The following is a 26,988-nucleotide window of genomic DNA, read 5'->3' as shown; positions in this document are numbered from 1 at the left end:
GTCCACGTTGCACACGAGCCCAGTGAATCACTGGTAACGGTTTCAAGATGTTCAGCCGGACGTTTTCTTGTGGATTGGTCTGGCTCGTAAAACAAAGCCCACTGCGGTTGCAGTGGGCTCTGGGTTCAACTGACAGCGATTGCTTACTTCACAGGCGCTTCAGTCTTGGTGCCGTCTTTGTGCCAGGTGTAGACCACGAATTTGAAGTCTTTCAGGTCGCCTTTGGCGTCGTAGCTCAAGTCACCAGTCGGAGTTTTGAAGGTGCCGGCGTGAATTGCCGCAGCAACCTTGGCGGTATCTTCGCTCTTGGTCGTTTTGATCGCGTCGGCAATCACCTGAACCGCGGCGTAAGCCGGGAACACGAACGGACCGCTTGGGTCTTCTTTCTTGGCCTTGAACGCATCAACCAGCGCCTTGTTGGCAGGATCCTGGTCGAACGAAGCAGGCAGGGTTACCAGCAGGCCTTCGGAAGCGTCCTGGGCAATCTGGGAAATCGACGCGTTACCCACGCCTTCCGGACCCATGAAGCCGGCTTTCAGGCCTTTTTCCTGTGCCTGACGCAGAATCAGACCCAGCTCAGGGTGGTAGCCGCCGTAGTAGACGAAGTCGACGTTGGCTTGCTTCATCTTGGCGATCAGCGACGAGAAGTCTTTGTCGCCAGCGTTGATGCCTTCGAACAGCGCGACTTTTACGCCGTCTTTTTCCAGGGTCTGCTTGACCGCGGTAGCGATACCTTCGCCGTACTGCTGCTTGTCATGGATGACCGCAACGATTTTAGGCTTGACCTGTTTGGCGATGTAATTGCCAGCCGCCGGGCCTTGAGCGCTGTCCAGGCCGATGGTGCGGAAAATCATCTTGTAGCCACGAGCAGTGATTTCCGGGCTGGTTGCAGCCGGAGTCACCATGATGATGCCTTCGTCTTCGTAAATGTCCGAAGCCGGCTGGGTGGAGCTGGAGCACAGGTGACCAACCACAAACTTGACGCCGTCGTTGACGACTTTGTTGGCGACCGCTACCGCTTGTTTCGGATCGCAGGCGTCGTCGTATTCAACCGCTTCGAGCTTCTTGCCATCTACGCCACCTTTGGCGTTGATCTGTTCAATGGCCATTTTGGCGCCGCTGAACTGCATGTCGCCGTACTGGGCGACTGCACCGGTTTTCGGGCCAGCGATGCCGATCTTGATGGTGTCTGCTGCGAATGAATGGCTGGCAACCCCCGCCATAACCAGTGCGGCAAACAGCTTGGAAAGCTTCTTAGTACCCTTAGTCATGATGCTCCACTCTTGTGTTTTAATTTTTATAATCCTGACGCCAAAGCTGCAGGACCGGATTGATAGATTCCGATCTTCCCCCCGGCAACTGTACCGGAACAGTTTAGAGCGCCGATTGATCGCTTGGAAAGCTGGCTGCGGGGGGCAAAACCGAATGATGTCGCTAAATTGTAAGAAAGATACAGAATCAAGCGGTTCGACTTGTCCAATCGACCTTCAAACCCTTGGTTTTCCTGATCTTCCCTGCAATCAATTACTTGTATCTGGGTTTGTCTAGAGCAGACTCGGCGCTATCATTTGCGTCGATTTTCTATTCGGTGAAACCCATGAGCGAAGAACCAAGCACCCTCTATGCCAAACTGCTCGGCGAGACGGCATCAATTACCTGGACAGAGCTGCAACCGTTCTTTGCGCGCGGTGCCCTGTTGTGGGTCGAGCCCACTCTGGATTTGATCGAGGTCGCCCAGGCTGTTGCTCAGAACGAGGCAGATAAAGTCAGCGCATGGCTTGCCAGTGGCGAGGTCGGCAAGGTGGCTGAATCGCGGGCGCTAGAGCTTGTGGAGCGTGATCCGACACTTTGGGCAGTCGTAGTGGCGCCTTGGGTGCTGGTCCAGGATAGGGCGCCAGCTTTATAGGTGGTCTTTTTTGGTGCGTACTGGTGCGGGGGATGGGTAGTCTGGTAACCGGCCCGGAACCGGGGTAGCGAAAAATCTCACTGTTGGCGCTGTCGTCGTAGGACCGGCTGAAGCCGGTCCTACGATTCAATTGAGCTCCGTTACAAGCCGTAACCCGTCTTGCCCGTATGCTGATTAAGGGAGATGACCCGGGTCTTGCCGATGCGATGACGGTAGATTTCGCGCAAGTATTTGATGGCCTTCTTCACGCTTTCACGGGAAATCCGGATGTCATTGATCGAGACAAACTTGGATTTGTCTTCGATCAGTTCGCGGTACTTCTTCTCGTACATAGGCTTGATCGCATACCAGTTGGTATCGAGGATCCTGGCCGGGTTTTCATATTCATTGAGCAAGTCATCAATGCGCTCTTCATCAAATTCGTCGCTGACGATGAAGTCCAGAATCGCATTGTCCAGCGTGTCGTCGAAACGGAACTGGTTTTTCGCGAAGCAACGCTTGATGAACGCCACGATCAGCGTAAGGAAGTCATCCGACAGGCACGGACTCTTGGCGATCAGGGTGGTCAGTGACAGGTTGGCCGACGCGCCGATCACCAGTGCATAACGCTTGAGCGTGGTGTTGGGGAACAGGCTGTTCAAGTGCGTCTTGAGGCGGTTCAGGTCCATGTAGGACAGCTTGTAGTCCTTGGGCAGCGAGACGATGGAGACCACCGACGAGCAGTTCTTGAAGAAGTGCAAGTCATGCAGCGCCGCGGCGTCGTAGCCGGAGGTCTTGTACTGATCCAGTGCGGCGCGATAGCGCTTGGACTCGATCGGCAGCAGGCTGATGCCCTCGATGGCTTGCGTCACTTTATTGAAGTGCGGCAGGTCAATGGAGCGGAAGAACAGGTCGTCGATGTTCAGGCGGGGCGGTTCTTTCTCGAACACCTTGAATTTGTCCGAACCGGGAGCCGGGCTTTCCGGAACCACGGATTCGGCGTAGGCAATCGCTACCGGGCCAGCCAGACTCATGAACAGGTCATTGGCATCCAGGCGGATGGTCTCGCCGATATCAATCCCGGCACGTCGGAAATAGTTCTGATCGTAATCGGTGGTCACCGCCTGGGCAGTGAGGATGTTGAAGATCTGCTGCGAGATGTATTGGTTGGCGTGACGCTCCATGGCGTTCACATCGATGTTCTCGATGTTGCCGTCGTCGCTTTCCTCGGCGTAACGCATGATGTCGTTGGAGATCAGCATCATGGCGTTCCATGGGCGAATACGGCCCATGACGCTGGCTTCGCTGCTGTCTTCATTCTCGAAGTTGTACGAAAAGTCCCATTCCTCAGCCAGGTACTTGCAGAGCAGGCGACCGGCATTGATGTGCAGGGCTTCGGACATTTCGCTGCGGTGGTCGGAAATGTTCGGCAGTACACAAATGCCGCTGGTGAAGATCGGCTCGAACACAAAGGACCGGCCGCGTTTGCTGTCGTTTTCGTCGGTAGGCCGGGTGTCGAACGTCTTGTTCATGTACGAGAACTGCTGCGCCAGGCCGAACTCCGAGGCCATGCCCGAACCCGTACCGCCACCCGCACTGAAAATGTAGAAGTACAGGCGTGACTGGTTGGCCTTGATGCCGCATGAATCGATCAGGTACGAGTGGATCAGTTTCCAGTCGGTGCTGGAGAATTGGCTGGTGTCCTTGTTCAGGATGATCTTGGCAAGGTACTGGCCGAGGATCGGCGCGTTACCGGCGCCTCCAGCATGGACCTCGGACAAATCCATGATTTTCATTTTGCTGTAGTCGTTGATGAACCCGCTTTTCTCGCCTTTGCGCGAGAAGCGGATACGGCCAGCGATGTCTTTGTCCAGGTCGCCGAGCATGACCAGCGGTTCAACCAGAAACACGGGTTTGCTGGCTTTGTTATGCACCAGTCGTAGATTGTTACGGATCCAGTGCGCCGGGCTGTAGCGTTTGTCGTCGCGCAGGCGATCTTCGTTTTCGAATTGATTGAGATAGAACTTGCGCGCGTTGTAGACCAGTTCGGCAACATCCAGGGCGATGTTCGAGCCGCAGCGGCCCAGGCCGATCAGGCATACCGAGGGGAACTGCTGTTCGCTACGCAGGATGCTTTCATCGATGTGCATCGAAGGCGGGAAGACCGTGTCGCGCAGACCGTCGAGATTATCCAGGATCCGGTCAGTATCGGTTTCCGTGAAGTACATGTACTGCTGAACGGGAATTGGCTTGGGTCGATAGGAGGTGCCGGGTGCGCCATCTGCCTTAGTGGCAACGGCTGCACTCAATGGTCCGGATATCGCACCAGCAGAATCGTTTTTATTGGTCATCGTGCGCCATTTGCCTAAGGAGGCTGCGATGCGGTTTGGGTCATCGCGCCATCACGGAAAGAGAAGTTACGACGTTGCAGTGCACTTTTTTCGGGGGCGATAGGGGGTAAACCCGAGCAATGACTAGGTCGCTCCCTGTCTGGTTCAGTAATGAATCGGCGGACTCACAAAAATCTTTAAATATTTCGGATTGATGGATTGAACCTGGATAATTTTCCGTTGTCCTGCGCGGACGTCGCGCCTCGCCATGCCTGGATATTTGCCTGGCGAATGTTTACAGACAGCTACGGATAAGCGTTCTAGATTTAATCGCGCAGTCTTCGAATAACAATAAAAAGGGAGCTTCACCATGAGCCGCAGTTCGCAGCCTCTTTCCCCGCAGGCGTCCAACGCGTGGCGCGTCTTGTTTCTGCTGTTTCTGGCCAACCTTTTCAATTTTTTCGACCGCACCATCCCGGCGATCATCATCGAGCCGATCCGCAAGGAATGGCAGCTGAGCGACTTTCAACTGGGCATCATTGGCACGGCGTTCACGCTGGTGTATGCCATCGCCGGGCTGCCATTGGGACGCATCGCTGATACCGGATCGCGCAAAAAGCTCATGGGGTGGGGGCTGGCGGTCTGGAGCGGGCTGACGGCGGTGAATGGACTGGCTGGCAGCTTCTGGACTTTTCTGCTGGTGCGCATGGGTGTAGGGATTGGCGAGGCCAGTTATGCGCCAGCAGCCAATTCCTTGATTGGCGACCTGTTCCCGGCCCATCGACGGGCGCGAGCCATGGGCATTTTCATGCTGGGCCTGCCGTTGGGGCTGCTGCTGGCGTTTTTTACCATCGGCGCGATGGTCAAGGCGTTCGACAGCTGGCGCGCGCCGTTCTTCATTGCTGCGGTGCCTGGTCTGGTGCTGGCGGTGTTCATGTTTTTCATTCGCGAACCCAAGCGCGGCGCGGCCGAGAGTGTGCGGATGTCCGAAGAGAAAATCGACAAGCCGATCCGCCGCGTACTGGCGATTCCGACATTTGGCTGGCTGGTGCTGGCCGGATTGACTTTCAACTTCGCCACTTATGCGTGCAACTCGTTCATGGTGCCGATGCTGCAACGCTATTTCCTGTTGCCCTTACAGGAAGCAGCGGTCGCCACCGGGATCATCGTCGGGGTTACGGGGTTGGTAGGTCTGACCGCTGGAGGCTGGATCGCTGACAAGCTGCATCAACGTTTTGCCAATGGGCGCTTGATGTTCGCTGCCGTGAGCATGCTGGTGGCGACGCTGGCTACAGGCTATGCGTTGCACGCGGGACGAATTGAAATCGGAGTGTTTGTCGCCGTGTTCGGCTTGGGCTGGCTGTTCGCCTACAACTTCTATACCTGCGTCTACACCGCGATTCAGGATGTCGTGGAACCCCGTTTGCGCGCGACGGCGATGGCGCTGTTTTTTGCCGGTTTGTATCTGCTGGGCGGCGGTTTAGGGCCGGTGGTGGTGGGGTTATTGTCCGATCATTTTGCCCACTCGGCGATGGCGGCTGCCGGCGCCCTGGAAATGGCCGAGGCGTTCAAGGCTGTTGGCCTGCACGATGCCATGTACCTGATCCCGGTGGCGTTGTTCATGACCTTACTGTTTCTGCATCAGGCGTCGCGGTGCTTTAGCCGCGACGCGCAGAAGATGAGAGTGGGGATGGCGGCGGATGAGCCAGCGGAGATTGGAGCGGGGAAGGCGACGGTTGCCTGACGTGCCGCCTTCCCGGAAGCCGTAGGAGCGACTTTAGTCGCTAAAGCCGGTCCTACAGCGAGGCATGCCTTTATTCGATCAACCCGCCACCAGCACCCGAATCGCTTCCAGGCGTAGCGCGGCTTTATCCAGCATCGCCAGGCCTTGCTCGCGTTGCGCGCGCAGGGCAACCAGTTCGCTGTCGCGCACCGTCGGGTTGACGGCTTGCAGGGCGGTGAGGCGCGCCAGTTCTTCGTCGGTGTCGGCAGCCAGGCGACGCTGCGCCTCGGCCACGCGCTCGGCGTGTTTCGGTGCGATCCTGGCTTCGCCGGCGTTGATCTGCGGATTGAGCACGTCGCGCTGGGCCTGGATGAACTTGTTGGCGCTGGCACGCGGCACGCTTTCCAGTTGCTCATTCAGGGTCACGAACGATACACGGCCCGACAAATCATTGCCGTTGGCATCCAGCAGGCAGCGCAAGGCGGCCGGTGGCAGGTAACGACCCAGTTGCAGCGAGCGCGGCGCAACCACTTCGCTGACGTAGAGCAGTTCCAGCAGGACGGTGCCTGGCTTGAGTGCCTTGTTCTTGATCAGCGCCACGGCGGTGTTGCCCATCGAGCCGGACAGCACCAGATCCATGCCGCCCTGAACCATCGGGTGTTCCCAGGTAATGAATTGCATGTCTTCGCGAGACAGCGCCTGGTTGCGGTCGTAAGTGATGGTCACGCCTTCGTCGTCGCCCAGCGGGAAGCTGGCGTCGAGCATTTTTTCGCTTGGCTTGAGGATCAGGGCGTTTTCCGAATGGTCTTCGCTGTCGATGCCGAACGCATTGAACAGGGTTTCCATGTAGATCGGCAGGGTGAACTGATCGTCCTGCTCAAGAATGGCCTCGACCAGCGCCTCGCCTTCGCCCGCGCCACCGGAATTGAGCTCCAGCAAGCGGTCACGACCGGTGTGCAGTTCGCTTTCCAGACGCTCGCGCTCGGCGCGGGCCTCATCGATCAGCGCCTGCCATTCATCGTCGTCGCCACTTTCCAGCAACGGCAGCAGGCGTGGGCCGAACTGGTGTTGCAAGGCGTTGCCGGTCGGGCAGGTATTAAGGAACGCGTTGAGCGCTTCGTGATACCACTGGAACAAGCGCGCTTGCGGGCTGGTTTCCAGGAATGGCACGTGCAGCTCGATGGTGTGCTTCTGGCCGATCCGGTCCAGACGACCGATACGCTGTTCCAGCAAGTCCGGGTGCGCGGGCAGATCGAACAAAACCAGGTGGTGCGAGAACTGGAAGTTGCGGCCTTCACTGCCGATTTCCGAACAGATCAAGACCTGGGCGCCGAACTCTTCATCGGCGAAATACGCCGCAGCGCGGTCGCGTTCGAGGATGTTCATGCCTTCATGGAACACCGTGGCCGGGATGCCGGAACGCACGCGCAAGGCATCTTCCAGATCCATCGCGGTTTCGGCATGGGCACAGATGACCAGCACCTTGACGCGCTTGAGCATTTTCAGCGTGTCGATCAGCCAATCGACGCGTGGATCGAAGCGCCACCAGCGTTCTTCTTCGGTGACGTCCGGTTGCGCCTGGAAGCTGACTTCCGGGTACAGATCGGCGTGCTCACCCAACGGCAATTCGAGGTATTCGGCCGGGCAGGGCAGCGGATACTGATGCAGCTTGCGCTCCGGGAAGCCTTGCACGGCGGCCCGGGTGTTGCGGAACAGGACGCGGCCTGTGCCGTGGCGGTCGAGCAATTCGCGGATCAGGCGCGCGCTGGCTTCTGTGTCGCCATCGTTGACGGCGGCCAGCAATGCTTCGCCCTCGCTGCCGAGGAAACCGTGAATGGTTTTGTGAGCTTTAGGCGACAGGCGACCCTTGTCGAGCAACTCCTGCACCGCTTCAGCAACCGGGCGATAGTTTTCGCTTTCGGCGCGGAAGGCTTGCAGGTCGTGGAAGCGGTTCGGATCCAGCAGGCGCAGGCGCGCAAAGTGGCTGTCCTGTCCCAGTTGTTCCGGGGTCGCGGTCAGCAGCAGCACGCCAGGAATCACTTCAGCCAGTTGCTCGACCAGGGAATATTCAGGGCTGGCCTTTTCTTCGTGCCAGACCAGGTGGTGAGCCTCATCGACCACCATCAGGTCCCAGCCCGCAGCGAATAGCGCGTCCTGGGCTTTCTCGTCCTCGACCAGCCATTCCAGAGCGACCAGCGCCAACTGGGTGTCTTCAAACGGATTGCTGGCATCGCTTTCGATGAAGCGCTCGGAATCGAACAGCGCGACCTGCAGGTTGAAACGGCGGCGCATTTCCACCAGCCATTGGTGCTGCAGGTTTTCCGGAACCAGGATCAACACGCGATTGGCACGACCGGACAGCAACTGGCGATGGATCACCAGACCGGCTTCGATGGTCTTGCCCAGGCCGACTTCGTCCGCCAGCAAAACCCGCGGCGCGATACGGTCGGCGACTTCGCGGGCGATGTGCAACTGGTGCGCGATAGGTTGCGCACGCACGCCACCCAGGCCCCAAAGGGATGACTGCAACTGGCGGCTGGTGTGTTCCAGCGTGTGGTAACGCAGCGAGAACCACGCCAGCGGGTCGATCTGCCCGGCGAACAGGCGATCGGTGGCCAGGCGGAACTGAATGAAGTTCGACAGCTGGGTTTCCGGCAGGGTGACCGGTTCGTTCTGCGCGTTGAGCCCGTGATAGACCAGCAGGCCGTCGACGTCGTCGACTTCGCGCACGGTCATCTTCCAGTTTTCGAAGTGGGTGATCACGTCGCCGGGAGAGAAGCGTACGCGGGTCAGCGGTGCGTTACGCAAAGCGTATTGGCGCGTGTCGCCAGTGGCCGGATAGAGCACGGTCAACAAGCGGCCGTCCTGTGCCAGAACGGTGCCTAAACCCAGCTCGGCTTCGCTGTCGCTAATCCAGCGTTGCCCCGGTTGATACTGCTGCGCCATGCTGCCTGTCTCCCGCCTTGAAAAAGCCGACTATCTTAACGGAACACGCTGCCCAGGCCAAAGGCGGAGTGAACTTTCAACGCGATTTCTCCTGTATTTCCGGCTAAAGCCGCGTTTTGCGGCACTAGTTGCAGCAAACATAGTCGAATCTTTCTCATTCAACGGTTCAAGTCGACGAAACGGCGGCCGACAATTACTCAACAGGAGATCAAATCATGCTGCAACCGACGCTTCCCTTGAGTGTGGTGCCCGTCACTTCCCAGTTGGATGCGGCCAGACAAGTGCCGGATATTCCGCCTGTTGCGCCCGTGCAGCCCAGCTCCACCGAAACCACGATCGACTTGCGCAATCATGACGCTGAACACAGCGCGTTATTGTTGCGTGAAGAACAGCAACGTCATCACGAGCAGCAAAAACGTCGTGAACAGGGTTCTGATGAGCCGGAACACCTTGCGGTGCCCGGTCGCTCACTGAATGCTGATAACACCGTGCCGGTGGTGCCGCTGATGGATGACGCGCCGCGCCAGGGTATGTGGGTGGATGTCGAAGTCTGAGCGTGCTCGCGCGTGAGCACTGCTGCGCTGGTCATCGTTCATGGGATTGCGCATTATTAGCCTCACTTCCATGTGTTCGAGAGTGCAGGCCATGAGCGGAGACGAAAAACTGATCGACCTGGGCGCCGAACGTGCCAAGCGGGTACACGATATTAACGATAAGCGGTTGAACGAAGTGCGCAACGCCTTCGAGCAAGCCATGCCGTTGAGTGCGGGCAAGACAAAGTCGAAGAACAAACCAAAAAAGCGCTGAATCCTCCCAATTCCGTTGACCCAGATCAGTTATGCACACGCTTGGTGATCGAGCGTGTGACGCTATTGATTTGGGTCAATTTGCATCGCTGCCGCTGTGGATAATCTTGCTCCATCGAACAGGGACAGAGCAGGAGGCGCGGTTATGTTTTTCGACAATGTGGTTGTGGCCGGTGTCGTTACCGTTGGCCTGATGCTGGTGTTCTTCGCAGGCTTCGGACTATTTATCTGGAAGGACTCGCAAAAGCGCAAGTGAGGCTGAGGCCTTCTATAACAAGAGCACGCAAGGCATTTTGGGCGACTTCGGTCGCCTTTTTTTTTGGTTTCAGAAAAGCGGATGGAGAACGCTGTAGGAGCCAACTTGTTGGCGAGGCGTTCGTTGGAGCGAGGCTTGCCCGCGAAGCACCATAACGCGGTGGATCTGGTCCACCGCGGCGGCTGATTCGCGGGCAAGCCTCGCTCCAACAGGTTTTCGCAGAATCAACCGATGCTGATTGCCGGCAGCTCGGTCAGGGTCACGGTCTGCTGTTTACGCGGGGCGATGATTTCTGCTTCGCCATCGACGACCAGTTCTTCGCGCTGGTTGAAAACGCGAGTCGCGATACGCACGCGAAATTTCGGCAGTTTTTCGAGGATCTCCAGGCGCACGGTCAGGGTATCGCCCAGTTTTACCGGCTTCTGGAACGTCATCTGCTGGCCCACATAAATGGTGCCCGGCCCAGGCAGCTCGCAGGCGACGGCGGCGCTGATCAATGCGCCGCTGAACATGCCGTGGGCGATACGTTCCTTGAACATGGTCTGCGCAGCGTATTCGGCATCCAGGTGCACCGGGTTGTGATCACCGGACATCGCGGCGAACAGCTGGATGTCGCGCTCTTCAACAGTCTTGCTGTAACTGGCGGTCTGACCGACTTCAAGGGCTTCGTAAGGGGTGTTGGTAACCTGAGTCATGGGTGATCCTGAATATTGAAAAGAGGCCTGGCGATGACGGGCAAAAGTGGTTTGGTCATTCTGCCCGACGCGGTCTTGGCTGCCGCAGTGTCTGCTCCAGCCAGTCGAGTACATCCCCCGTGACTTCATCGCGATTGGTTTCGTTGAACAGCTCATGCCGCGCTTGCGGATAGATCTTCATTTGTAACATTTGATGACCTGTCTCGGCCAATGCGTCGGCAAGATTCTTGAGACGCTTGCCTTCGCTCACCGGATCACATTCCCCGCCAATTATCAGCAACGGCAGGCCTGGATCGATCTGCTTCAGGTTTGACGGCTTGCTGATCTGCTGCAAGCCACCAAGCAAATCCAGCCAGAATTGATTGGTGCAGCGAAAGCCACACAGCGGGTCGCTGATGTATTGGTCGACTTCCTGGGTATCGCGGCTCAGCCAGTCGAAGCGTGTGCGTGCCGGCTTGAACGTCTTATTGAACGAGCCGAATGACAGCCATTCGATAAGCCGACTGCGCCCGGTCGGGCCTTGCCGCCAGCGCTCCAGGCGGGCGATGGTGCTGGCGCTGCGATACAGGGAAACCGGCTGGAAATTCGAACCGCTGAGTATCGCGCCCTGCAAACTGGCGCCGTGATGCAGCAGCCAGGCTTGGGCTATATAGCTGCCCATGCTGTGGCCGAGCAGAAATACCGGCGTATCGGGGTGGCGTTGGCCAATGGACTGATTCAGGCTCGCCAGGTCATCCACGACTTTGCTCCAGCCGTCTTCATGACCGAAATGGCCCAGCATGCCCTGGGCGGCGGTCTTGCCGTGGCCGCGCTGGTCGTGGGCATACAGCGCAAATCCGGCATCGCACAGCGCCGCGCCCAGACGAGCGTACCGCCCGCTGTGTTCGGCCATGCCATGAGACACCATGACCACCGCCCTGGGCGCAAGCGGCGGCAGCCAGGCATTGACGTACAGGCGAGTGTGATCGCTGGCGTCAAGCCAAAAGACTTCGTGTTTCATGACGTCTCCTTTTACCCGTATCTGCTGATATTCCGGCTCTGTTCATGGAGTGTATAGCCGATGGTCGATTGCAGCCCCGATCAGCAACCCGATCAGCAATGAGATTCACGCCGATGATGACGCATTGGCTGGTATTTGCCTTCCTGGCGATTGCTGCTAACGTCCGCCAAGCCCCGCGCTACAGCAGCGGGCCAGACACTCTCAGGTAAGAGGACAATAACAATGCAACCTGATTTCTGGAATGACAAACGCCCGGCGGGCGTACTCCCTGAGGTGGATCTGCACGCCTACAAGTCGGTCATCGAAGTGTTCGAGCGCAGTTGCCGAAAATTCGCCGATCGCCCGGCGTTCAGCAATATGGGCGTTACCCTGACTTATGCGGAGCTGGATCGTCATTCGGCGGCATTCGCTGCATTCCTCCAGCAACACACCGAACTCAAGCCTGGCGACCGCATCGCCGTGCAAATGCCCAATCTGCTGCAATACCCGATCGCCGTGTTTGGCGCCCTGCGCGCCGGCCTCATCGTGGTCAATACCAACCCGTTGTATACCGCGCGGGAAATGCGTCACCAGTTCAAGGACTCCGGCGCACGGGCACTGGTTTATCTGAATCTGTTCGGCAAGCTGGTTCAGGAAGTGCTGCCCGACACTGAGATCCAGTACCTGATTGAAGTGAAGATGGGTGATATGCAAGCAGCGGCCAAGGGCTGGCTGGTCAATATGATTGTCGACAAGGTCAAGAAGCTGGTCCCGGCCTACGACTTGCCCCAGGCCACGCCTTTCAAAAGCGCGTTGCACCTGGGCCGCGGTCATCACCTGCAACCCGTGACCCTCGGGCTTGAGGATATCGCGGTCCTGCAATACACCGGTGGCACCACCGGCCTGGCCAAGGGCGCGATGCTCAGCCACGGCAATCTGGTGGCGAACATGCAGCAGGTCTACGCCTGCATGCTGCAGCACGGCGACGACGGCAGCCCGGTGTTCCGAGAGGGTAAGGAGGTCATGATCGCGCCATTGCCGCTTTATCATATCTATGCCTTCACCGCGAACTGCATGTGCATGATGGTCAGCGGCAACCACAACATCCTGATTACCAACCCACGAGACATCGGCGGCTTCATCAAGGAGCTGGGCAAATGGCGCTTTTCGGCCATGATCGGCCTCAATACGCTGTTCGTGGCCTTGATGAACCATCCGGATTTCAAATCCCTGGATTTCTCCAGCCTGAAAAGCACCAACTCCGGCGGCACCGCCTTGGTCAAGTCCACCGCCGAGCGCTGGGAGCAGCTCACGGGTTGCCGCATCGTTGAAGGTTACGGGCTGACCGAGACGTCTCCCGTGGCCAGCGCCAATCCCTATGGTGCCAGCGCACGACTCGGCACCGTGGGGATTCCGATGCCGAGTACGGCGATGAAAGTCATCGATGATGAAGGCCACGAGTTGCCTCTGGGTGAGCGAGGCGAGCTGTGCATCAAAGGCCCGCAAGTGATGGTGGGCTACTGGAAGCGTCCGGATGCTACTGCCGAGGCTATCGACGCCGAAGGCTGGTTCAAGACCGGTGACATTGCCGTCATCGATGCCGATGGTTTCATCAGCATTGTCGATCGCAAGAAAGACCTGATCATCGTTTCCGGCTTCAACGTCTACCCGAATGAGATCGAAGATGTGGTCATGAGCCATCCTGGCGTTGCCAACTGCGCCGTCATCGGCGTACCTGACGAGCGCTCCGGAGAAGCGGTGAAGCTGTTCGTAGTGCCTCGCGAAGGCGGGGTCAGCGTTGAAGAGCTCAAGACATTCTGCAAGGAAAACTTCACTGCTTACAAAGTGCCGAAACACATCGTATTGCGCGAGTCGCTGCCAATGACTCCGGTGGGCAAGATTCTGCGACGGGAGTTGCGGGATATTGCGTAAAGAATCGTCGAAACGGTCTTGACCCTCATCACGCAACTATTTGAACACATTCCGTAGGACCGGCTTTAGCCGGGAGGCGGCGGTACATTCGCAGCCGTCCCGTCGTCAAACCTTCCGCCCTCCCGGCTGAAGCCGGTCCTACGAAGTCAATCGACGGCTCTAGCCCAACAATTTCAGGCAGATTTGCGACAAATAGTATGATTGCTCTAAATGTGACTACCGGATAATCAAGAGTCACTTTAGTGACTGTAGAGGCCTTTGTTGGCTCTATGCGACCCTCGGCAAAGCTGCTACTCTCGGCGCGCTTTTCGACCAGTCCGTAAGTCAAAAGCGTGAACCGCAAAATTCCAAAACACAAGAAAATCACCGCGATCAAGCGGTGTGAAGAATTCGCTGTCGCTGAGGAGCCGGCTTCCATGATCGAAAATTTCTGGAAGGACAAGTACCCGTCCGGCATTGCTGCCGATATCAATCCAGACGAGTATCCCAACGTCCAGGCGGTATTGAAGCAGTCTTGCCAGCGTTTCGCCAATAAACCGGCCTTCAGTAACCTGGGCAAGACGCTCACTTATGGTGAGCTGTATGAATTGTCCGGTGCTTTTGCTGCCTGGATCCAGCAACACACTGACCTGCAACCCGGCGATCGCATCGCCGTACAGCTGCCCAATGTGTTGCAGTATCCGATTGCCGTATTCGGTGCCATTCGTGCTGGACTGATCGTGGTCAACACCAACCCGCTGTACACCGCGCGGGAGATGGAACACCAATTCAACGACTCCGGTGCCAAGGCGCTGGTGTGCCTGGCGAACATGGCGCATCTGGCGGAAAAGGTCGTGCCCAAGACCCAGGTCAAGCACGTCATTGTCACCGAAGTGGCCGACATGCTGCCGCCGCTCAAGCGTCTGTTGATCAACAGCGTCATCAAGTACGTGAAGAAGATGGTCCCGGCGTATCACCTGCCCAAGGCCGTCAAGTTCAATGACGTGCTGAGCAAAGGTCATGGCCAGCCGGTCAACGATGCGTCGCCTGCCGCCAATGACGTCGCGGTGCTGCAGTACACCGGCGGCACCACGGGCGTGGCCAAAGGCGCGATGCTGACCCACCGCAACCTGATCGCCAACATGCTGCAGTGCAAGGCGCTGATGGGTTCCAACCTTAATGAAGGCTGCGAGATCCTGATTACGCCGTTGCCGCTGTATCACATCTACGCGTTCACCTTTCACTGCATGTCTATGATGCTGATCGGCAACCACAACATCCTGATCAGCAATCCGCGCGATCTGTCGGCGATGGTCAAGGAACTGTCGAAGTGGAAGTTCAGTGGCTTCGTCGGCCTCAACACGCTGTTCGTGGCGCTGTGCAATAACCAGGAATTTCGCAACCTGGATTTCTCGGCCCTGAAAGTCACCCTGTCCGGCGGCATGGCGCTGCAACTCGCGGCTGCCGAGCGCTGGAAAGAAGTGACCGGCTGCGCGATCTGCGAAGGCTACGGCATGACCGAAACCAGCCCGGTGGCCACGGTCAATCCGATCCAGATGAACCACGTCGGCACCATCGGCATTCCAGTGCCGTCGACCTTGTGCAAAGTCATCGACGACGCGGGCGTTGAACAACCGCTGGGCGAGATCGGCGAGCTGTGCATCAAGGGGCCGCAGGTCATGAAAGGCTACTGGCAGCGTCAGGACGCCACCGACGAAATGCTCGACGCCGATGGCTGGCTCAAGACCGGCGACATCGCGATCATTCAGCCCGATGGCTACCTGCGCATTGTCGACCGCAAGAAAGACATGATTCTGATCTCCGGTTTCAACGTCTACCCCAACGAACTGGAAGACGTGCTGGCGACCTTGCCCGGCGTGCTGCAGTGCGCAGCCATCGGCGTTCCGGACGAGAAATCCGGCGAGGCGATCAAGGTTTTCGTGGTAGTCAAACCCGGCGTGACCCTGACCAAGGATCAAGTCATGGAACACATGCGTGCCAACCTTACCGGCTACAAAGTCCCGCGCAGCGTCGAATTCCGCGATGCACTGCCCACCACCAATGTCGGCAAGATCCTGCGCCGCGAGTTGCGTGATGGGGAATTGAAGAAGTTGGGGTTGAAGAAGTAAGCTCAGCCGCCGACCCAAACCCCGCCCGGTGCGGGGTTTGTTGTTTTCGATTCGTTGGCGCGAGCGGGCGGCGTTCCGACTTGCCCGCGAAGGCGTCAATTCAGCCAGCGAAGATGTCGGCCGACAGCCCCGTTCGCGGGCAAGCCTCGCTCCAACAGAATCTGGATGAATCCGGTCCCACGTAGTCTGATGTTCGCCAACCGACGCTGCATCTGCATCATCCCTGCCAAATCTGCGACAATCCCCCCTTTTGCACCCTTCAAAAGACCCTGCGCATCTGATGACCGATCAAACGCCTTCTATCGACCAACTGCTGAAAAACCTCGACCACGCGATGATCAGCGAACGGCATCGTTTGCGTCGTCAGTTGCACGATCTGCGCAAGAAGCCCGATGAGGCGAAGCTGGCGCAATGGGTGGCGAAGGTGCAAGCCTCGTTTGCCCAGGTGACGGCGCGGCGCGACAGCGTGCCGGTGATTCGTTACGACGACAGCCTGCCGATTGCCGCCAAGCGCGATGAAATCAAGGCCGCGCTGCTCAAGCATCAGGTGCTGATCATCGCGGGCGAAACCGGTTCGGGGAAAACCACGCAGCTGCCGAAGATCTGTCTGGAAATAGGTCGCGGGCAACACGGTTTGATCGGTCACACCCAACCGCGTCGTATTGCGGCGCGCAGCGTTGCCAGCCGGGTCGCCGAAGAACTCGGTACGCCGTTGGGTGCGCTGGTGGGTTATCAGGTTCGTTTCGAAGATCAAAGCGACAGCAACACCCTGATCAAACTGATGACCGACGGCATTCTGCTCGCAGAAACCCAGCACGACCGGTTTCTGGAACGCTACGACACGATCATCGTCGACGAAGCTCACGAACGCAGCCTGAACATCGACTTCCTGCTCGGCTATCTGAAAACCCTGCTGCCGCGTCGCCCGGACCTGAAAGTCATCATCACCTCCGCGACCATCGACTTGCAGCGTTTCTCCGAGCACTTCAACGACGCGCCCATTGTCGAGGTTTCCGGCCGGACCTTCCCGGTTGACCTCTGGTATCGCCCGCTGACGTCCGAACAGGACGAGGAGGGCAACAGTGTCGAAGAAGACCTGACCGTGGATCAGGCGATTCTCGCCGTGATCGACGAACTGGAAGCCTTCGAGCGTAGCGAGCGCAAGAGCCCCGGCGATGTGCTGGTGTTCCTGCCCGGCGAACGGGAAATCCGTGACGCGGCGGAAATGCTGCGCAAGGCGCAGCTCAAACACACCGAAATCCTGCCGCTGTACGCGCGCCTGTCACAGGCCGAGCAGCAGCGGATTTTCCAGTCGCATCCGGGACGCCGGGTGGTGCTGGCCACCAACGTTGCCGAAACTTCCCTCACCGTGCCGGGCATCCGTTACGTGATCGACACCGGCACCGCGCGGATCAGCCGCTACAGCTATCGCGCCAAGGTCCAGCGCCTGCCGATTGAAGCGGTTTCCCAGGCCAGCGCCAATCAGCGTAAAGGTCGTTGCGGCCGGGTCGAGCCGGGGTTGTGCGTGCGGCTGTACAGCGAGGAAGATTTCAACGGGCGGCCGGAATTTACCGATCCGGAAATCCTGCGCACCAACCTCGCGGCGGTCATCCTGCAGATGCTGCACCTGCGTCTGGGTGAGATCACCGATTTCCCGTTTATCGAACCGCCGGATGGCAAGGCCATCAGCGACGGTTTCAACCTGTTGCAGGAACTCTCGGCGGTCAATCGCGAGAACCAGCTGACCCCGCTGGGCCGCCAGTTGGCGCGCTTGCCGGTGGACCCGCGCATGGGTCGCATGTTGCTCGAAGCGGCGAAGCAGGGCAGCTTGCAGGAAGTGCTGATCGTGGCGAGCGCCATGTCCGTGCAAGACGTGCGCGAGCGTCCGCCGGAGCGTCAACAGGCTGCGGATCAGGCCCACGCACAATGGAAAGACGCGGACTCGGATTTCGCCGGGCTGGTCAATCTGTGGCGTGGTTTTGAAGAACAACGCCAGGCGTTGACCGCCAGCCCGTTGCGTAACTGGTGTCGGCGCAACTTCCTCAATTACCTGCGTCTGCGCGAATGGCGCGATTCCCATCGGCAACTGAGCTTGATCTGCCGCGACCTGCAGCTGACGGTGAATAAAGAGCCAGCCGACTTCCCGAAATTTCACAAGGCGATTCTTTCCGGTCTGCTCAGTCAGGTCGGGCAGAAGGCTGATGAAGGCGATTATCTGGGTGCGCGGCAACGACGCTTCTGGATCCACCCGTCTTCCGGTCTGGGCAGGAAGCGCCCGCAATGGCTGATGGCGGCGGAGCTGGTGGAAACCACCAAGCTTTATGCGCGAATGGTCGCCAAGATCGACTCCGACTGGATCGAGCCGCTGGCCGGGCACTTGATCAAGAAGAACCACTTTGAACCGCACTGGGAGAAAAAGCGCGGCCAGGTCGTGGCGTTCGAGCAGATCACCCTGTTCGGCCTGATTGTGGTCGGTCGTCGTCCCGTGCATTACGGCCCGATTGATCCGGTGGTGTCGCGCGAGCTGTTCATTCGTGAAGGTCTGGTGCGCGGCGAAATCCAGTCGCGGGCCAAGTGCCTGACCGCCAATACCAAACTGCTGGAAAGCCTCGACGAACTGGAAGCCAAGGCGCGCCGTCGCGACATTCTCGCCGACGAAGATACGCTGTACAGCTTCTACGAAGCGCGCATTCCCGCCGAGATCCACCAGACCGCGACGTTCGACAGCTGGTACAAGACCGAAAGCCAGAAGAATCCGCAGTTGTTGATCATGCGCGAGGAAGACGTGCTGGCCCGTGAAGCCAGTGAAGTCACCGCCGCGTATTACCCGGACACCTTGCGCCTGGGCGATCTGACCCTGGCGCTGACCTACCACTTCGAGCCTAATCATCCCCGCGATGGCGTGACGCTGCGCGTGCCCGCGCCGTTGCTGCTGTCGTTGCCCGCCGAGCGTCTGGAATGGCTGGTGCCCGGTTTGCTGGAGACCAAATGCATTGCGCTGGTGCGCAACCTGCCCAAGGCGATTCGCAAGAACTTCGTTCCGGTGCCGGACTTCATCAAGGCCGCCTTGCAGCGCATGACCTTTGGCGAAGGCTCGCTCCCGCAAGCGCTCGGCCGCGAACTGCTGCGCATGACCGGCGCCCGTGTAACTGACGAAGCCTGGGCCGAAGCGGCGCAGCAGCTGGAAAATCATCTGAAGATGAATCTGGAAATCGTCGACGCCGAAGGCAAGTTCCTCGGTGAAGGGCGTGATCTGGATGAGCTGACCGCGCGTTTTGCCCAAGCCAGTCAGGCCGCCTTGGCCGTGCCGCAAACGGCTAAAAGCCAGCAGCCGGTGGAAGCGAAGGTGTTTGCTCCGGTCGCGGAGAAAACCCAGCAGAACATCGCCGGGCTGTCGATGACGGTGTATCCGGCATTGGTCGAGGAATCGGGCACGGTCAAGAAAGGACGTTTCTCGACGCCGGCCGAAGCCGAATATCAACATCGTCGCGCCTTGCAGCGCTTGTTGTTGCAGCAGCTGGCCGAGCCCGCGAAGTTCCTGCGCAGCAAACTGCCGGGGCAAACCGAACTGGCGTTGTTGCATCGGGAATTGGGCCGTATCGACGCATTGGTCGAAGACATCCTGCTGGCCAGCCTCGACAGCTGCATTCTCGAAGGCGAAACCAATTTGCCACGCGACGGTGCCGGGCTGCTGGCATTGGCCGAACGCAAGCGCGGCGGCTGGACCGAACACGCCGAGCGTCTGGCGAAGCTGACTCTGGAAATTCTCAAGCTCTGGCATGGCCTGCAAAAGCGCTTCAAGGGCAAGATCGATCTGTCCCAGGCCGTGGCACTCAACGACATCAAGTCGCAGCTCAGCCATCTGGTCTATCCGGGCTTCGTCCGCGAAACCCCGGCGCAATGGCTCAAGGAGTTGCCGCGCTATTTGAAAGCTATCGAAATGCGTCTGGAAAAACTCCCCGGCCAGGTCCAGAAGGATCGGGTCTGGAGCACCGAACTGGCGGGCCTGTGGGCGCAATATCAGGCCCGTTCCAGCAAGCACGGCCAGGAAGGCAAGCGCGACGACGAGCTGGTGGCCTATCGCTGGTGGCTGGAGGAATACCGGGTTTCGCTGTTCGCCCAGCAGCTGGGCACCAAAATGGCGGTTTCGGATAAACGCCTGAGTAAGCAGTGGAGTCTGGTGGAGGGGTGACTGGAAAGGGCACCCGTTGGAGCGAGGCTTGCCCGCGAATCAGGCGCCTCGGTGACCCAGCTCTACCGCGTCCTCATTCTTTGCGGGCAAGCCTCGCTCCAACGGGGGCCGGTGCTTGCTGCGCGACGAAGGATCTCCTACAGGGTTCGCCGTTAATCACCCGCCCGGATAGCGCCAAAAGCCAGCAGTTATGGCACACTTCGCGACTTGAGCCCGATGCGTTGCCCGGATGTTCTTGCGCCTTCGGCAGTTATTTTATGTAGGCATTGGTACGTTGGTTCCATGAGTGAGCCAACCCGCCGTGCTCGAGCAGGTCGCTACCTGCGTTGATCAATAAGAGAGGAACGACCGTGCACAATGTCGTCATCAGCGGCACAGGCCTGTACACCCCGGCCAACAGCATTTCCAACGAAGAGCTGGTGCAGTCTTTCAATACTTACGTTGCGCAGTTCAACAGCGAAAATGCCGACGCCATCGAGCGTGGCGAAGTGCAGGCGCTGACTGAATCCAATGCGGCCTTCATCGAAAAAGCTTCCGGCATCAAAAGCCGCTTCGTGATGGACAAGGCCGGCATTCTTGATCCGCAGCGCATGAAGCCGCGTCTGCCCGAGCGCGCTAATGACGAGTGGTCGATCCTCTGTGAAATGGGCGTCGCTGCTGCCAATCAAGCCTTGCAGCGCGCCGGTAAGACCGCTGCCGATATCGACGGCGTAATCGTCGCCTGCTCTAATCTGCAACGCGCTTATCCGGCCATTTCCATTGAAATTCAGGCGGCATTGGGCGTTCAGGGTTTCGGCTACGACATGAATGTCGCCTGCTCCTCCGCTACCTTCGGCATTCAGGCCGCCAGCAATAGCGTGCAGATGGGCCAGGCTCGCGCCGTGCTGGTGATCAGTCCGGAAATCTGCACCGCGCATTTGAATTTCCGCGATCGCGACAGCCATTTCATTTTTGGCGACGGTGCGACTGCCGTGGTGGTCGAGCGCGCTGATTTGGCCACGTCGGCTTATCAGTTCGATATCGTCAGCAGCAAACTGCTGACCTCGTTCTCCAACAACATTCGCAACAATTTCGGCTTCCTCAATCGTACCGCCGATGAAGGTGCGGATGCGGCGGACAAGCTGTTCGTTCAGGAAGGCCGCAAGGTGTTCCGCGAAGTTTGTCCGATGGTGGCCGAGCTGGTGGGCGCCCATCTTGCAGATAACGGATTGAATGCCAGCGACGTGCAGCGCTTCTGGCTGCATCAGGCGAACTTGAGCATGAACCACCTGATCGTCAAGAAGTTGCTGGGCCGTGAAGCGACCATTGAAGAAGCGCCGGTGATTCTCGATACCTACGCCAATACCAGCTCGGCTGGCTCGGTGATTGCTTTTCACAGCTATCAGGACGACTTGCCCAAGGGCGCGCTGGGTGTGCTCAGTTCGTTCGGTGCCGGTTATTCCATAGGCAGCGTTATCCTGCGCAAGCGCTGATCGCAAAACAGGCATCGGTACGGCGCTTCTGCGTCTCGCTCGGGTAATAGCCGGGTATGTCACTTTAGTGTGTCGGATAAATACCGTGAATGACTTCATTGTGAGTCATTCAAGGATTTACCGATGTCTGCGACACTTACCTTCGACAGTAACCGCACAATCCCTCCAGTCCCGGCATGTCCTGTCGAGGCTGACGGCTCTGCGCCATTTGGTACGGACCACGCCAATCTCGAGTTCCTCAAAACCACTCTCCCGGAGTGGTACCGAAGCTCATCAAAACCCATGCGCGAGGCATTGCGCGCGAGTCAGTTGAAGAGCCAGCGCTCCCGCCGCGCCCTGGAGCTGATACGCAACCGGCTCATGCCGATCCAGACCTTCGCTACGCCATTGCTGGAACAGGCCTTGTTTGATCGCTTCAAGCTGCGACTGGACGTGATGGCCAATGAGTTGGTGACTATGGAGGTCAAGAGTCTGCTGCTGCTGGAGACGCGTACGCCGGTGAAACAGACGCTGCTGCACGCCGCCTTGCAGAATTTCGAAGCCAGCGAGAGCGCCGAAGGTGGCCTTGGGCAGGGGGCCGCGCTGTTGCCGGCTGAAGGTTTGCAGGTGGAACTGATTTATGGCTCCGGCCTGCTGCCTGATGTGCCGCGCTTTCGCTATCGCTATAACGGCACGCTGGGCATCAAGCCCGAACAGTTCGCCGAACTGAGTCGTACGCTGAATCTGGGGGCGCGATATCAGATGCATCTGGACAGTGTGTTCAAGCCCGTCACGCCTCAGGGCCAGGCGCCGGGCTCGGCAGCACAGGCGGTTGCCAGCGCGTTCATGACCAGCGAGCGTGATGCAGTGGAGGTGTTGGCGCACATCGCCCACATGAAAGAACACATCAGCGCTGACAGCTATCAACTGCTGCTGGAACTGGTCAAGCCCGCAGGCAATCCGCGCTGGCACGGCAGTCCGGTGCGTTATCGCCAGTTACACATGCTCGATACCTACGCGTTTCCCGGCAGCACGTTATATGGCGCGCTGCTGATCGAGCCTGACCAGCCCGGTGATGACTTGCCGTGCGTGGTCTACCTGCCCGGTGATCCCGAAACGCCCTTGAAGGAATACGCATCGTTTGCCGCATTTACCGCCGGGATGCGTCGCAAGTTTTTCAACATGAAGTATCAGGAATACTTTCAGCGTTTTGTCAGCCTCGAGCAGAGCCATCTTTTCTTCTGCAAGCTTAATGAACGGCTGACCCCGCTGCGTCCACTCCCGGGGGATGAGAACTTTTTGACCCCGAAATTCGAAGCCAACGCCGAGCTTTATCTGGAAAAACGCGCCATCGACAAGCCGCCGTTCGAGGCGCTTTACGACCATCTGCTGACCAAGACCTACGCGGATTCGCGGATCGTTGCCGTGCCCACCAGTGACGAAGATCGCAAAAGCCGGCTCAAGCGCTGGTATGCCTTCGAGTCGGCAGGCATGGATTTACTGATGGTGGCGGGTTTTTTCGTGCCGGTACTGGGCGCCATCCTGGCCGTGGTTGCAGTGGGCCAATTGCTGAGCGAAGCGTTCGTTGCGGTGGAGGACTGGACCCACGGCGAAACCGAGGAAGCCCTGAACCACGTGTTCGACATCGGTGAAAACCTCGCGGCGATGGCGGTGCTGGGCGCGGCGGTGCATGTTGCGCCGCGCGTGCTGCCCTCGTCATTCGTCGAAAGCCTGACTGCGGTCAAACTGCCCAACGGCCTGACGCGGTTGTGGAAACCCGATCTCGCCCGGTTCCGGCAGAAGGTTGTCCTGCCTTCCCGAGTGGCCGCCGACGCTCAGGGACTGATCAAGGTCGACGGCAAAACCTGGTTGCCCCTGGCTGGAGAACTGTATCGCGTAGAGTTCGATACAGCCTTGAACAGGTGGCGCGTCAAGCATCCCAACGACCACGAATCGCATTCGCCGGTACTTGAGCACAACGGCGCAGGGACCTGGCGTTTTGAAGGCGAAAACCCCATGGGTTGGGACGAAACCCTTGCATTGAAACGCCTGAACGCGGCTCATGAAGCCCTTGCCGATGAAACCTTGCGACGAGCGCTGCGGGCTACCGGTGGCGACGAGGCGCTGTTGCGTCAGGTGCATGTGGAAAATTTGCCGGCGCCTGCGTTGCTGAGCGTGACCCTGCAGCGCTTCGGCATCGAGCAGCAAGTGGAAGACTTCATCACGTTGATGAATGGCAGCGACCTGGATCAGGTCAATACGGCACGGATCGAACCCTTTCTGAAATTGCTCACGTCCACCCGGCGCTGGCCCTCGCCCCGAGGATTGCGCCTGCTGGACGAACAAGGCGCGGTGCTCGAGAGCTGGAACATCACCAGCAATTCCACGTCGGTGATTCAGGTCACTTACAAACCGGGCGGTATGACCGCCTTGCTCGACACTGTGCTCAAAGGCTTACTCCCGGACGAAGTCGCCAGTTTGCTGGGTGAAGAGGTCGAAGGCAGCCAGGCGCAGATTTCGCGCCTGGCCCGCAATCTGTCCGAATTGTCTCAGGCTCATAGAGGCCAGCTGCTTGATGAGCTTTACGCGTTGGACCAACACCTCGATGATCCATTGATCAAGTTGATTCGCCGGGACTTTCCCGACATGCCGAATGCCGTCGCCCGGGAACTGGTGGACTCTGCCAGCCCGGCACAGAGGCAGCGCATGGCCACGACTAAACGCATCCCGTTGTCGGTCGCCGAACAGGCTCGGGAGTATCAGCAACAGCTGCGCCTGAATCGTGTGAACGAGGGTTTTTACCGCGCGGTGACCCATAATCCGGACACCTTCAAGGCGGGATTTGACCTGTTGCCGGGTTTGCCGGGATGGCCCGCCGATCTTGCCATTGAACTGCGCGACGCCACTCTTGATGGTGAGCAGCTCGACATACTTGGCGACAGCCAGAGTGCGCATATCCATCAGGTGCTGGTCAAGACCGACACGGGGTATCAAACCTTCCGAAGCGATAACAACCGGATAGGCGGTTCCGACCAGACTTTCTTTGAGGCTTTGTTACAGGCCTTGCCTGATTCGGTACGCCGGGATATCGGCCTGCCAGCGGTGCCTGACGAGCGCGACTTGCGGGTCTTGCTGGGCGATTATGCCGCCACGCGGCGCAGCGAGGTCGCACACCTGTTAAAGATGCGGCCCATCAAACCGGGCTTCATCTGGCCGTATCGTTTGGCCGATGGGCGTGTGGGTTATCCCATGAGTGGACGTATGCGCGGCTTGTTCAAAATGCTTGGGATGGGCGCTCATGACTATTCGCCGGAGCTGGCGATCAAGGCGCTCTATCCGGGGTTCATTGATGACGAAGTGCAGGCGTTTCTCAACCAAATGCGCACGGGATACACCGGCGAGCCCTGGGGCTTCAACGCCTTTGCAAAGGCGCGGCTGAAACTCTTGGGACGAGAATACAAAGCCCTGGAAAAGAACCTGGACGCCTGGCTGGGCAGCGACAGAACCGCTCCAGACACCGGCTCCGCTGTTTCGGAGTCCACTTATGAAGCCAGGGCCGCGGTCGCCATCCGGCTGAAACTGGGCTGGAAAAAAATGGGCATGCGGCGCTACAACGATATGGGCGAGTTCATCGGTTACGAGCTTGACCTGAGCGACCTAAGCGTTGCCGGCTTGCCTGAGTTGCACGCCAGTTTTGACCACATCGGCGTATTGCGGGCCGAACGCCTGGGGCTGACCACGACGCAGGCTCAACAGCTGCTCAAACCGTTCAAAAACCTGCGCCGCCTGGAACTCGACAGCAACGAACTCACGGCCGTGCCCGCCGCGTTGGGGCAGCAGGGCAATTTGCAGGAACTGTCCTTGCGCGACAATCCTCTGGTGGTGGACGAAGCCTCTGTGCATCACCTGAGCAACCTGACTTCGCTGAAAACCCTGCATCTGGATAGCTGCCCTATTGGATCGCAACTGGATCTGCATCCGTTGACCGCACTCACGACCCTGGGCCTGCGTTCCACCGGCATCGATGCCTTGCCGAGCGGGTTGTGGGATTGCCTGCTGTTGCACAGTGCGGATTTGCGCGACAACCAGATCGTCGATCTTTCCGATACCCATCTGGCGAACCTCAACCGTGCCTATGCCAGGGTGCAATTGCATGACAACCCGCTTGCCGAGGACAGCCTGCTGCGTGCCTCGGTTTTGCTCAACAGACCTGCCCGAGCGCGCATCGGCATCGGTGACGCGCGTGTCCATGCCGAACAACCACCCGGGGCGGATGCAGGCTGGATGGAGAATGTCGCCGTTGCTGACAAACAGGCCAGAATTGTGTGCTGGGAGGATCTGGAGGCGGAGCCCAACTCCGAAGATTTCTTCCGGGTTTTACATGACCTGACCCACAGCTCCGATTTTGCTCATTATCAACGGACCTTGAGCCTGCGGGTGTGGGCATTACTCGATGTCATCGCAGACAACCGAGCGCTGCGCGAGGAAGTGTATGCCCTGGCGACCCATCCGCAGACCTGTTCCGATGGTGTGGCGATGGTGTTCAGCGATCTGGAAATGCATGTGCGGATCTTCACTATCATGGCCTCGCCCAAGCTTGCCGAACATCCCGCCAGAATGTTCAAGCTGGTCAGAGGGCTGGCGCGTCTGGACGAGATTGAAAAAATTGCACTGGAGAACATCAGGACCAGGGAACTGCTCGGCGAAACCGTGGATCATGTCGAAGTACGGATGGCATTTCGAACCGGGCTCGAGCAGCGACTGGAATTGCCCGAACAGGTACGCGGCATGATGTTTTTAGCCCTCTCGGGGGTATCGAGACCCATGTTGGCGGCTGCCGAGGTGCGAATATTGGCCCGGGAAGGCGGGCCGGCTTTCATCCACTCTCTGGTCCAGCGCGACTTCTGGAAGCAATTTCTCGAGAAGCGTTTCAGTCAGAGATTCCAGACCCTCAGCGCGCCGTTTTACGAGCGTCTTGATGCCTTGCATGACCGCCGCAGCGAGCTTTCGGACGGTGAATATCTAGAGCGGGTCAGCGCCATTCAGCGCGAGCGCGAGTTGGCAGTCTCGGCCGATGCCGAGCAGTTGACCCAGGATATCGCCCGGCAGATACCACCCCGGGAAAGTGTGATTGCCGGTCCTTCGACCCGTTTAGAGTGAATCGCACCACTGCGTGGCGTCATTCTGCGCCGACCAAAAGGCTGAATATCGCCATGCGGTAGCCTGTTATGTCACACACCACTGCCAGATAAATACCGTGAATGACTTCCTTTCGAGTCATTCACGGTATTTCCGATGTCAATAGAATCCGCCCACTCGCCTTTGGCAGAATCCCCGCCAGCGTCCAGTGCCGACGAGCATTTTGGTGCCTCGCCTTTTGATGCGGGGCACACCAATCTCGAGTTTCTCAAGAAAAGCCTGCCAGCCTGGTACATCAGTGCGCCCAAAGCGTTGCGCGAGGCGCTGCGTCTGAGCCAGCTCAAAAATGAGTCTTCTCGACGTACCCTGGAGCCGATCCACTCGCGCTTCATATCGATCGAAAACTTCGCCACACCTTTGCTGGAGCAAGCGTTGCTCGACCGTTTCAAGCTGCGTCTGGACGTGACGGCCAATCAGCTGGTGACCATGGAGGTCACCACTTTGCTTCTGGTCCAAACGCTCAAGCCGGTGAAACAGACGCTGCTG

16 protein-coding genes are annotated in these 26,988 nt (G+C 58.6%); 11 read left to right on the top strand and 5 right to left on the bottom strand.

All coding sequences use genetic code 11. From position 1 onward, the window contains the following. Positions 1–143: 143 nt before the first annotated feature. Positions 144–1,271 carry a branched-chain amino acid ABC transporter substrate-binding protein gene (locus AFK24_RS02160; RefSeq protein ID WP_065831682.1) on the bottom strand — a complete coding sequence of 376 codons (1,128 nt, stop codon included), beginning with the start codon at positions 1,269–1,271 and terminating at the stop codon, positions 144–146. Positions 1,272–1,597: 326 nt separating this feature from the next. Between AFK24_RS02160 and AFK24_RS02155 the strand changes: the two genes are divergently transcribed. Further along, a complete protein-coding gene (locus tag AFK24_RS02155) occupies positions 1,598–1,906 on the top strand; it encodes a DUF2288 domain-containing protein (protein WP_065831681.1) in 309 nt (102 codons plus the stop codon). A gap of 140 nt (positions 1,907–2,046) precedes the next feature. On the opposite strand, the gene AFK24_RS02150 is transcribed toward AFK24_RS02155, so the two are convergent. After that, complete coding sequence (locus AFK24_RS02150; RefSeq protein WP_065831680.1) at positions 2,047–4,236, bottom strand: hypothetical protein; 2,190 nt, start codon at positions 4,234–4,236, stop codon at positions 2,047–2,049. Between the two features lie 349 nt (positions 4,237–4,585). On the opposite strand from AFK24_RS02150, the gene AFK24_RS02145 reads away from it, so the two are divergent. After that, complete coding sequence (locus tag AFK24_RS02145; RefSeq protein ID WP_065831679.1) at positions 4,586–5,959, top strand: spinster family MFS transporter; 1,374 nt, start codon at positions 4,586–4,588, stop codon at positions 5,957–5,959. Between the two features lie 78 nt (positions 5,960–6,037). Here AFK24_RS02145 and rapA read toward each other — a convergent pair whose 3' ends face one another. Continuing rightward, on the bottom strand, positions 6,038–8,884 hold the full coding sequence (gene rapA / locus AFK24_RS02140; RefSeq protein ID WP_065831678.1) for an RNA polymerase-associated protein RapA: 2,847 nt from the start codon (positions 8,882–8,884) through the stop codon (positions 6,038–6,040). 215 nt (positions 8,885–9,099) lie between these two features. Between rapA and AFK24_RS02135 the strand changes: the two genes are divergently transcribed. The 3 genes from AFK24_RS02135 (at position 9,100) to ccoM (ending at position 9,946) form a co-directional block, all read left to right on the top strand. Continuing rightward, positions 9,100–9,438 carry an aspartate-semialdehyde dehydrogenase gene (locus AFK24_RS02135; protein WP_065831677.1) on the top strand — a complete coding sequence of 113 codons (339 nt, stop codon included), beginning with the start codon at positions 9,100–9,102 and terminating at the stop codon, positions 9,436–9,438. Between the two features lie 91 nt (positions 9,439–9,529). Further along, a complete protein-coding gene (locus AFK24_RS02130) occupies positions 9,530–9,691 on the top strand; it encodes a hypothetical protein (RefSeq protein WP_065831676.1) in 162 nt (53 codons plus the stop codon). 144 nt (positions 9,692–9,835) lie between these two features. Then, positions 9,836–9,946, top strand: coding sequence for a cytochrome c oxidase subunit CcoM (gene ccoM, locus AFK24_RS31790; protein ID WP_020289004.1), 111 nt, complete (start codon positions 9,836–9,838; stop codon positions 9,944–9,946). Between the two features lie 224 nt (positions 9,947–10,170). Here ccoM and AFK24_RS02125 read toward each other — a convergent pair whose 3' ends face one another. Together AFK24_RS02125 and AFK24_RS02120 are read right to left on the bottom strand one after the other, a co-directional pair. After that, positions 10,171–10,641, bottom strand: coding sequence for a MaoC family dehydratase (locus tag AFK24_RS02125; protein ID WP_065831675.1), 471 nt, complete (start codon positions 10,639–10,641; stop codon positions 10,171–10,173). A 55-nt stretch (positions 10,642–10,696) separates the two neighbouring features. Then, on the bottom strand, positions 10,697–11,641 hold the full coding sequence (locus tag AFK24_RS02120; RefSeq protein WP_065831674.1) for an alpha/beta hydrolase: 945 nt from the start codon (positions 11,639–11,641) through the stop codon (positions 10,697–10,699). Positions 11,642–11,863: 222 nt separating this feature from the next. Between AFK24_RS02120 and fadD2 the strand changes: the two genes are divergently transcribed. The 6 genes from fadD2 to AFK24_RS02090 all read left to right on the top strand — a co-directional run. Next, on the top strand, positions 11,864–13,552 hold the full coding sequence (fadD2, locus tag AFK24_RS02115; protein ID WP_065831673.1) for a long-chain-fatty-acid--CoA ligase FadD2: 1,689 nt from the start codon (positions 11,864–11,866) through the stop codon (positions 13,550–13,552). A 416-nt stretch (positions 13,553–13,968) separates the two neighbouring features. Then, the gene (gene fadD1 / locus AFK24_RS02110) at positions 13,969–15,660 is read left to right on the top strand and encodes a long-chain-fatty-acid--CoA ligase FadD1 (protein ID WP_065831672.1); all 1,692 of its coding nucleotides are present in this window, start codon (positions 13,969–13,971) and stop codon (positions 15,658–15,660) included. Between the two features lie 280 nt (positions 15,661–15,940). After that, complete coding sequence (gene hrpA / locus AFK24_RS02105) at positions 15,941–19,852, top strand: ATP-dependent RNA helicase HrpA (protein WP_065831671.1); 3,912 nt, start codon at positions 15,941–15,943, stop codon at positions 19,850–19,852. A 350-nt stretch (positions 19,853–20,202) separates the two neighbouring features. Continuing rightward, positions 20,203–21,324 (top strand): beta-ketoacyl-ACP synthase III, encoded by a 1,122-nt coding sequence (locus tag AFK24_RS02100; protein WP_065831670.1) that lies wholly within the window; start codon positions 20,203–20,205, stop codon positions 21,322–21,324. 123 nt (positions 21,325–21,447) lie between these two features. Then, positions 21,448–26,463 carry an NEL-type E3 ubiquitin ligase domain-containing protein gene (locus AFK24_RS02095; protein ID WP_080482016.1) on the top strand — a complete coding sequence of 1,672 codons (5,016 nt, stop codon included), beginning with the start codon at positions 21,448–21,450 and terminating at the stop codon, positions 26,461–26,463. A gap of 135 nt (positions 26,464–26,598) precedes the next feature. Further along, on the top strand, positions 26,599–26,988 hold a 390-nt coding region (locus AFK24_RS02090; RefSeq protein WP_139110436.1), incomplete at its 3' end, for a DUF6543 domain-containing protein.

Source organism: Pseudomonas syringae (assembly GCF_001698815.1).
GTDB classification, from domain to species: Bacteria; Pseudomonadota; Gammaproteobacteria; order Pseudomonadales; family Pseudomonadaceae; genus Aquipseudomonas; species Aquipseudomonas syringae_A.
Note: the sequence above shows the minus strand (reverse complement) of the source record. Positions and strands in the feature narration are given on the sequence as shown.

Excerpts from the sequence above, each read along its gene's own strand:
- AFK24_RS02120 (WP_065831674.1), bottom strand. The coding sequence starts at position 11,641 with ATGAAACACGAAGTCTTTTGGCTTGACGCCAGCGATCACACTCGCCTG.
- AFK24_RS02145 (WP_065831679.1), top strand. The coding sequence starts at position 4,586 with ATGAGCCGCAGTTCGCAGCCTCTTTCCCCGCAGGCGTCCAACGCGTGG.
- AFK24_RS02125 (WP_065831675.1), bottom strand. The coding sequence starts at position 10,641 with ATGACTCAGGTTACCAACACCCCTTACGAAGCCCTTGAAGTCGGTCAG.
- fadD1 (WP_065831672.1), top strand. The coding sequence starts at position 13,969 with ATGATCGAAAATTTCTGGAAGGACAAGTACCCGTCCGGCATTGCTGCC.
- hrpA (WP_065831671.1), top strand. The coding sequence starts at position 15,941 with ATGACCGATCAAACGCCTTCTATCGACCAACTGCTGAAAAACCTCGAC.
- AFK24_RS02160 (WP_065831682.1), bottom strand. The coding sequence starts at position 1,271 with ATGACTAAGGGTACTAAGAAGCTTTCCAAGCTGTTTGCCGCACTGGTT.
- AFK24_RS02135 (WP_065831677.1), top strand. The coding sequence starts at position 9,100 with ATGCTGCAACCGACGCTTCCCTTGAGTGTGGTGCCCGTCACTTCCCAG.
- AFK24_RS02150 (WP_065831680.1), bottom strand. The coding sequence starts at position 4,236 with ATGACCAATAAAAACGATTCTGCTGGTGCGATATCCGGACCATTGAGT.
- ccoM (WP_020289004.1), top strand. The coding sequence starts at position 9,836 with ATGTTTTTCGACAATGTGGTTGTGGCCGGTGTCGTTACCGTTGGCCTG.
- AFK24_RS02095 (WP_080482016.1), top strand. The coding sequence starts at position 21,448 with ATGTCTGCGACACTTACCTTCGACAGTAACCGCACAATCCCTCCAGTC.
- AFK24_RS02155 (WP_065831681.1), top strand. The coding sequence starts at position 1,598 with ATGAGCGAAGAACCAAGCACCCTCTATGCCAAACTGCTCGGCGAGACG.
- AFK24_RS02130 (WP_065831676.1), top strand. The coding sequence starts at position 9,530 with ATGAGCGGAGACGAAAAACTGATCGACCTGGGCGCCGAACGTGCCAAG.
- rapA (WP_065831678.1), bottom strand. The coding sequence starts at position 8,884 with ATGGCGCAGCAGTATCAACCGGGGCAACGCTGGATTAGCGACAGCGAA.
- fadD2 (WP_065831673.1), top strand. The coding sequence starts at position 11,864 with ATGCAACCTGATTTCTGGAATGACAAACGCCCGGCGGGCGTACTCCCT.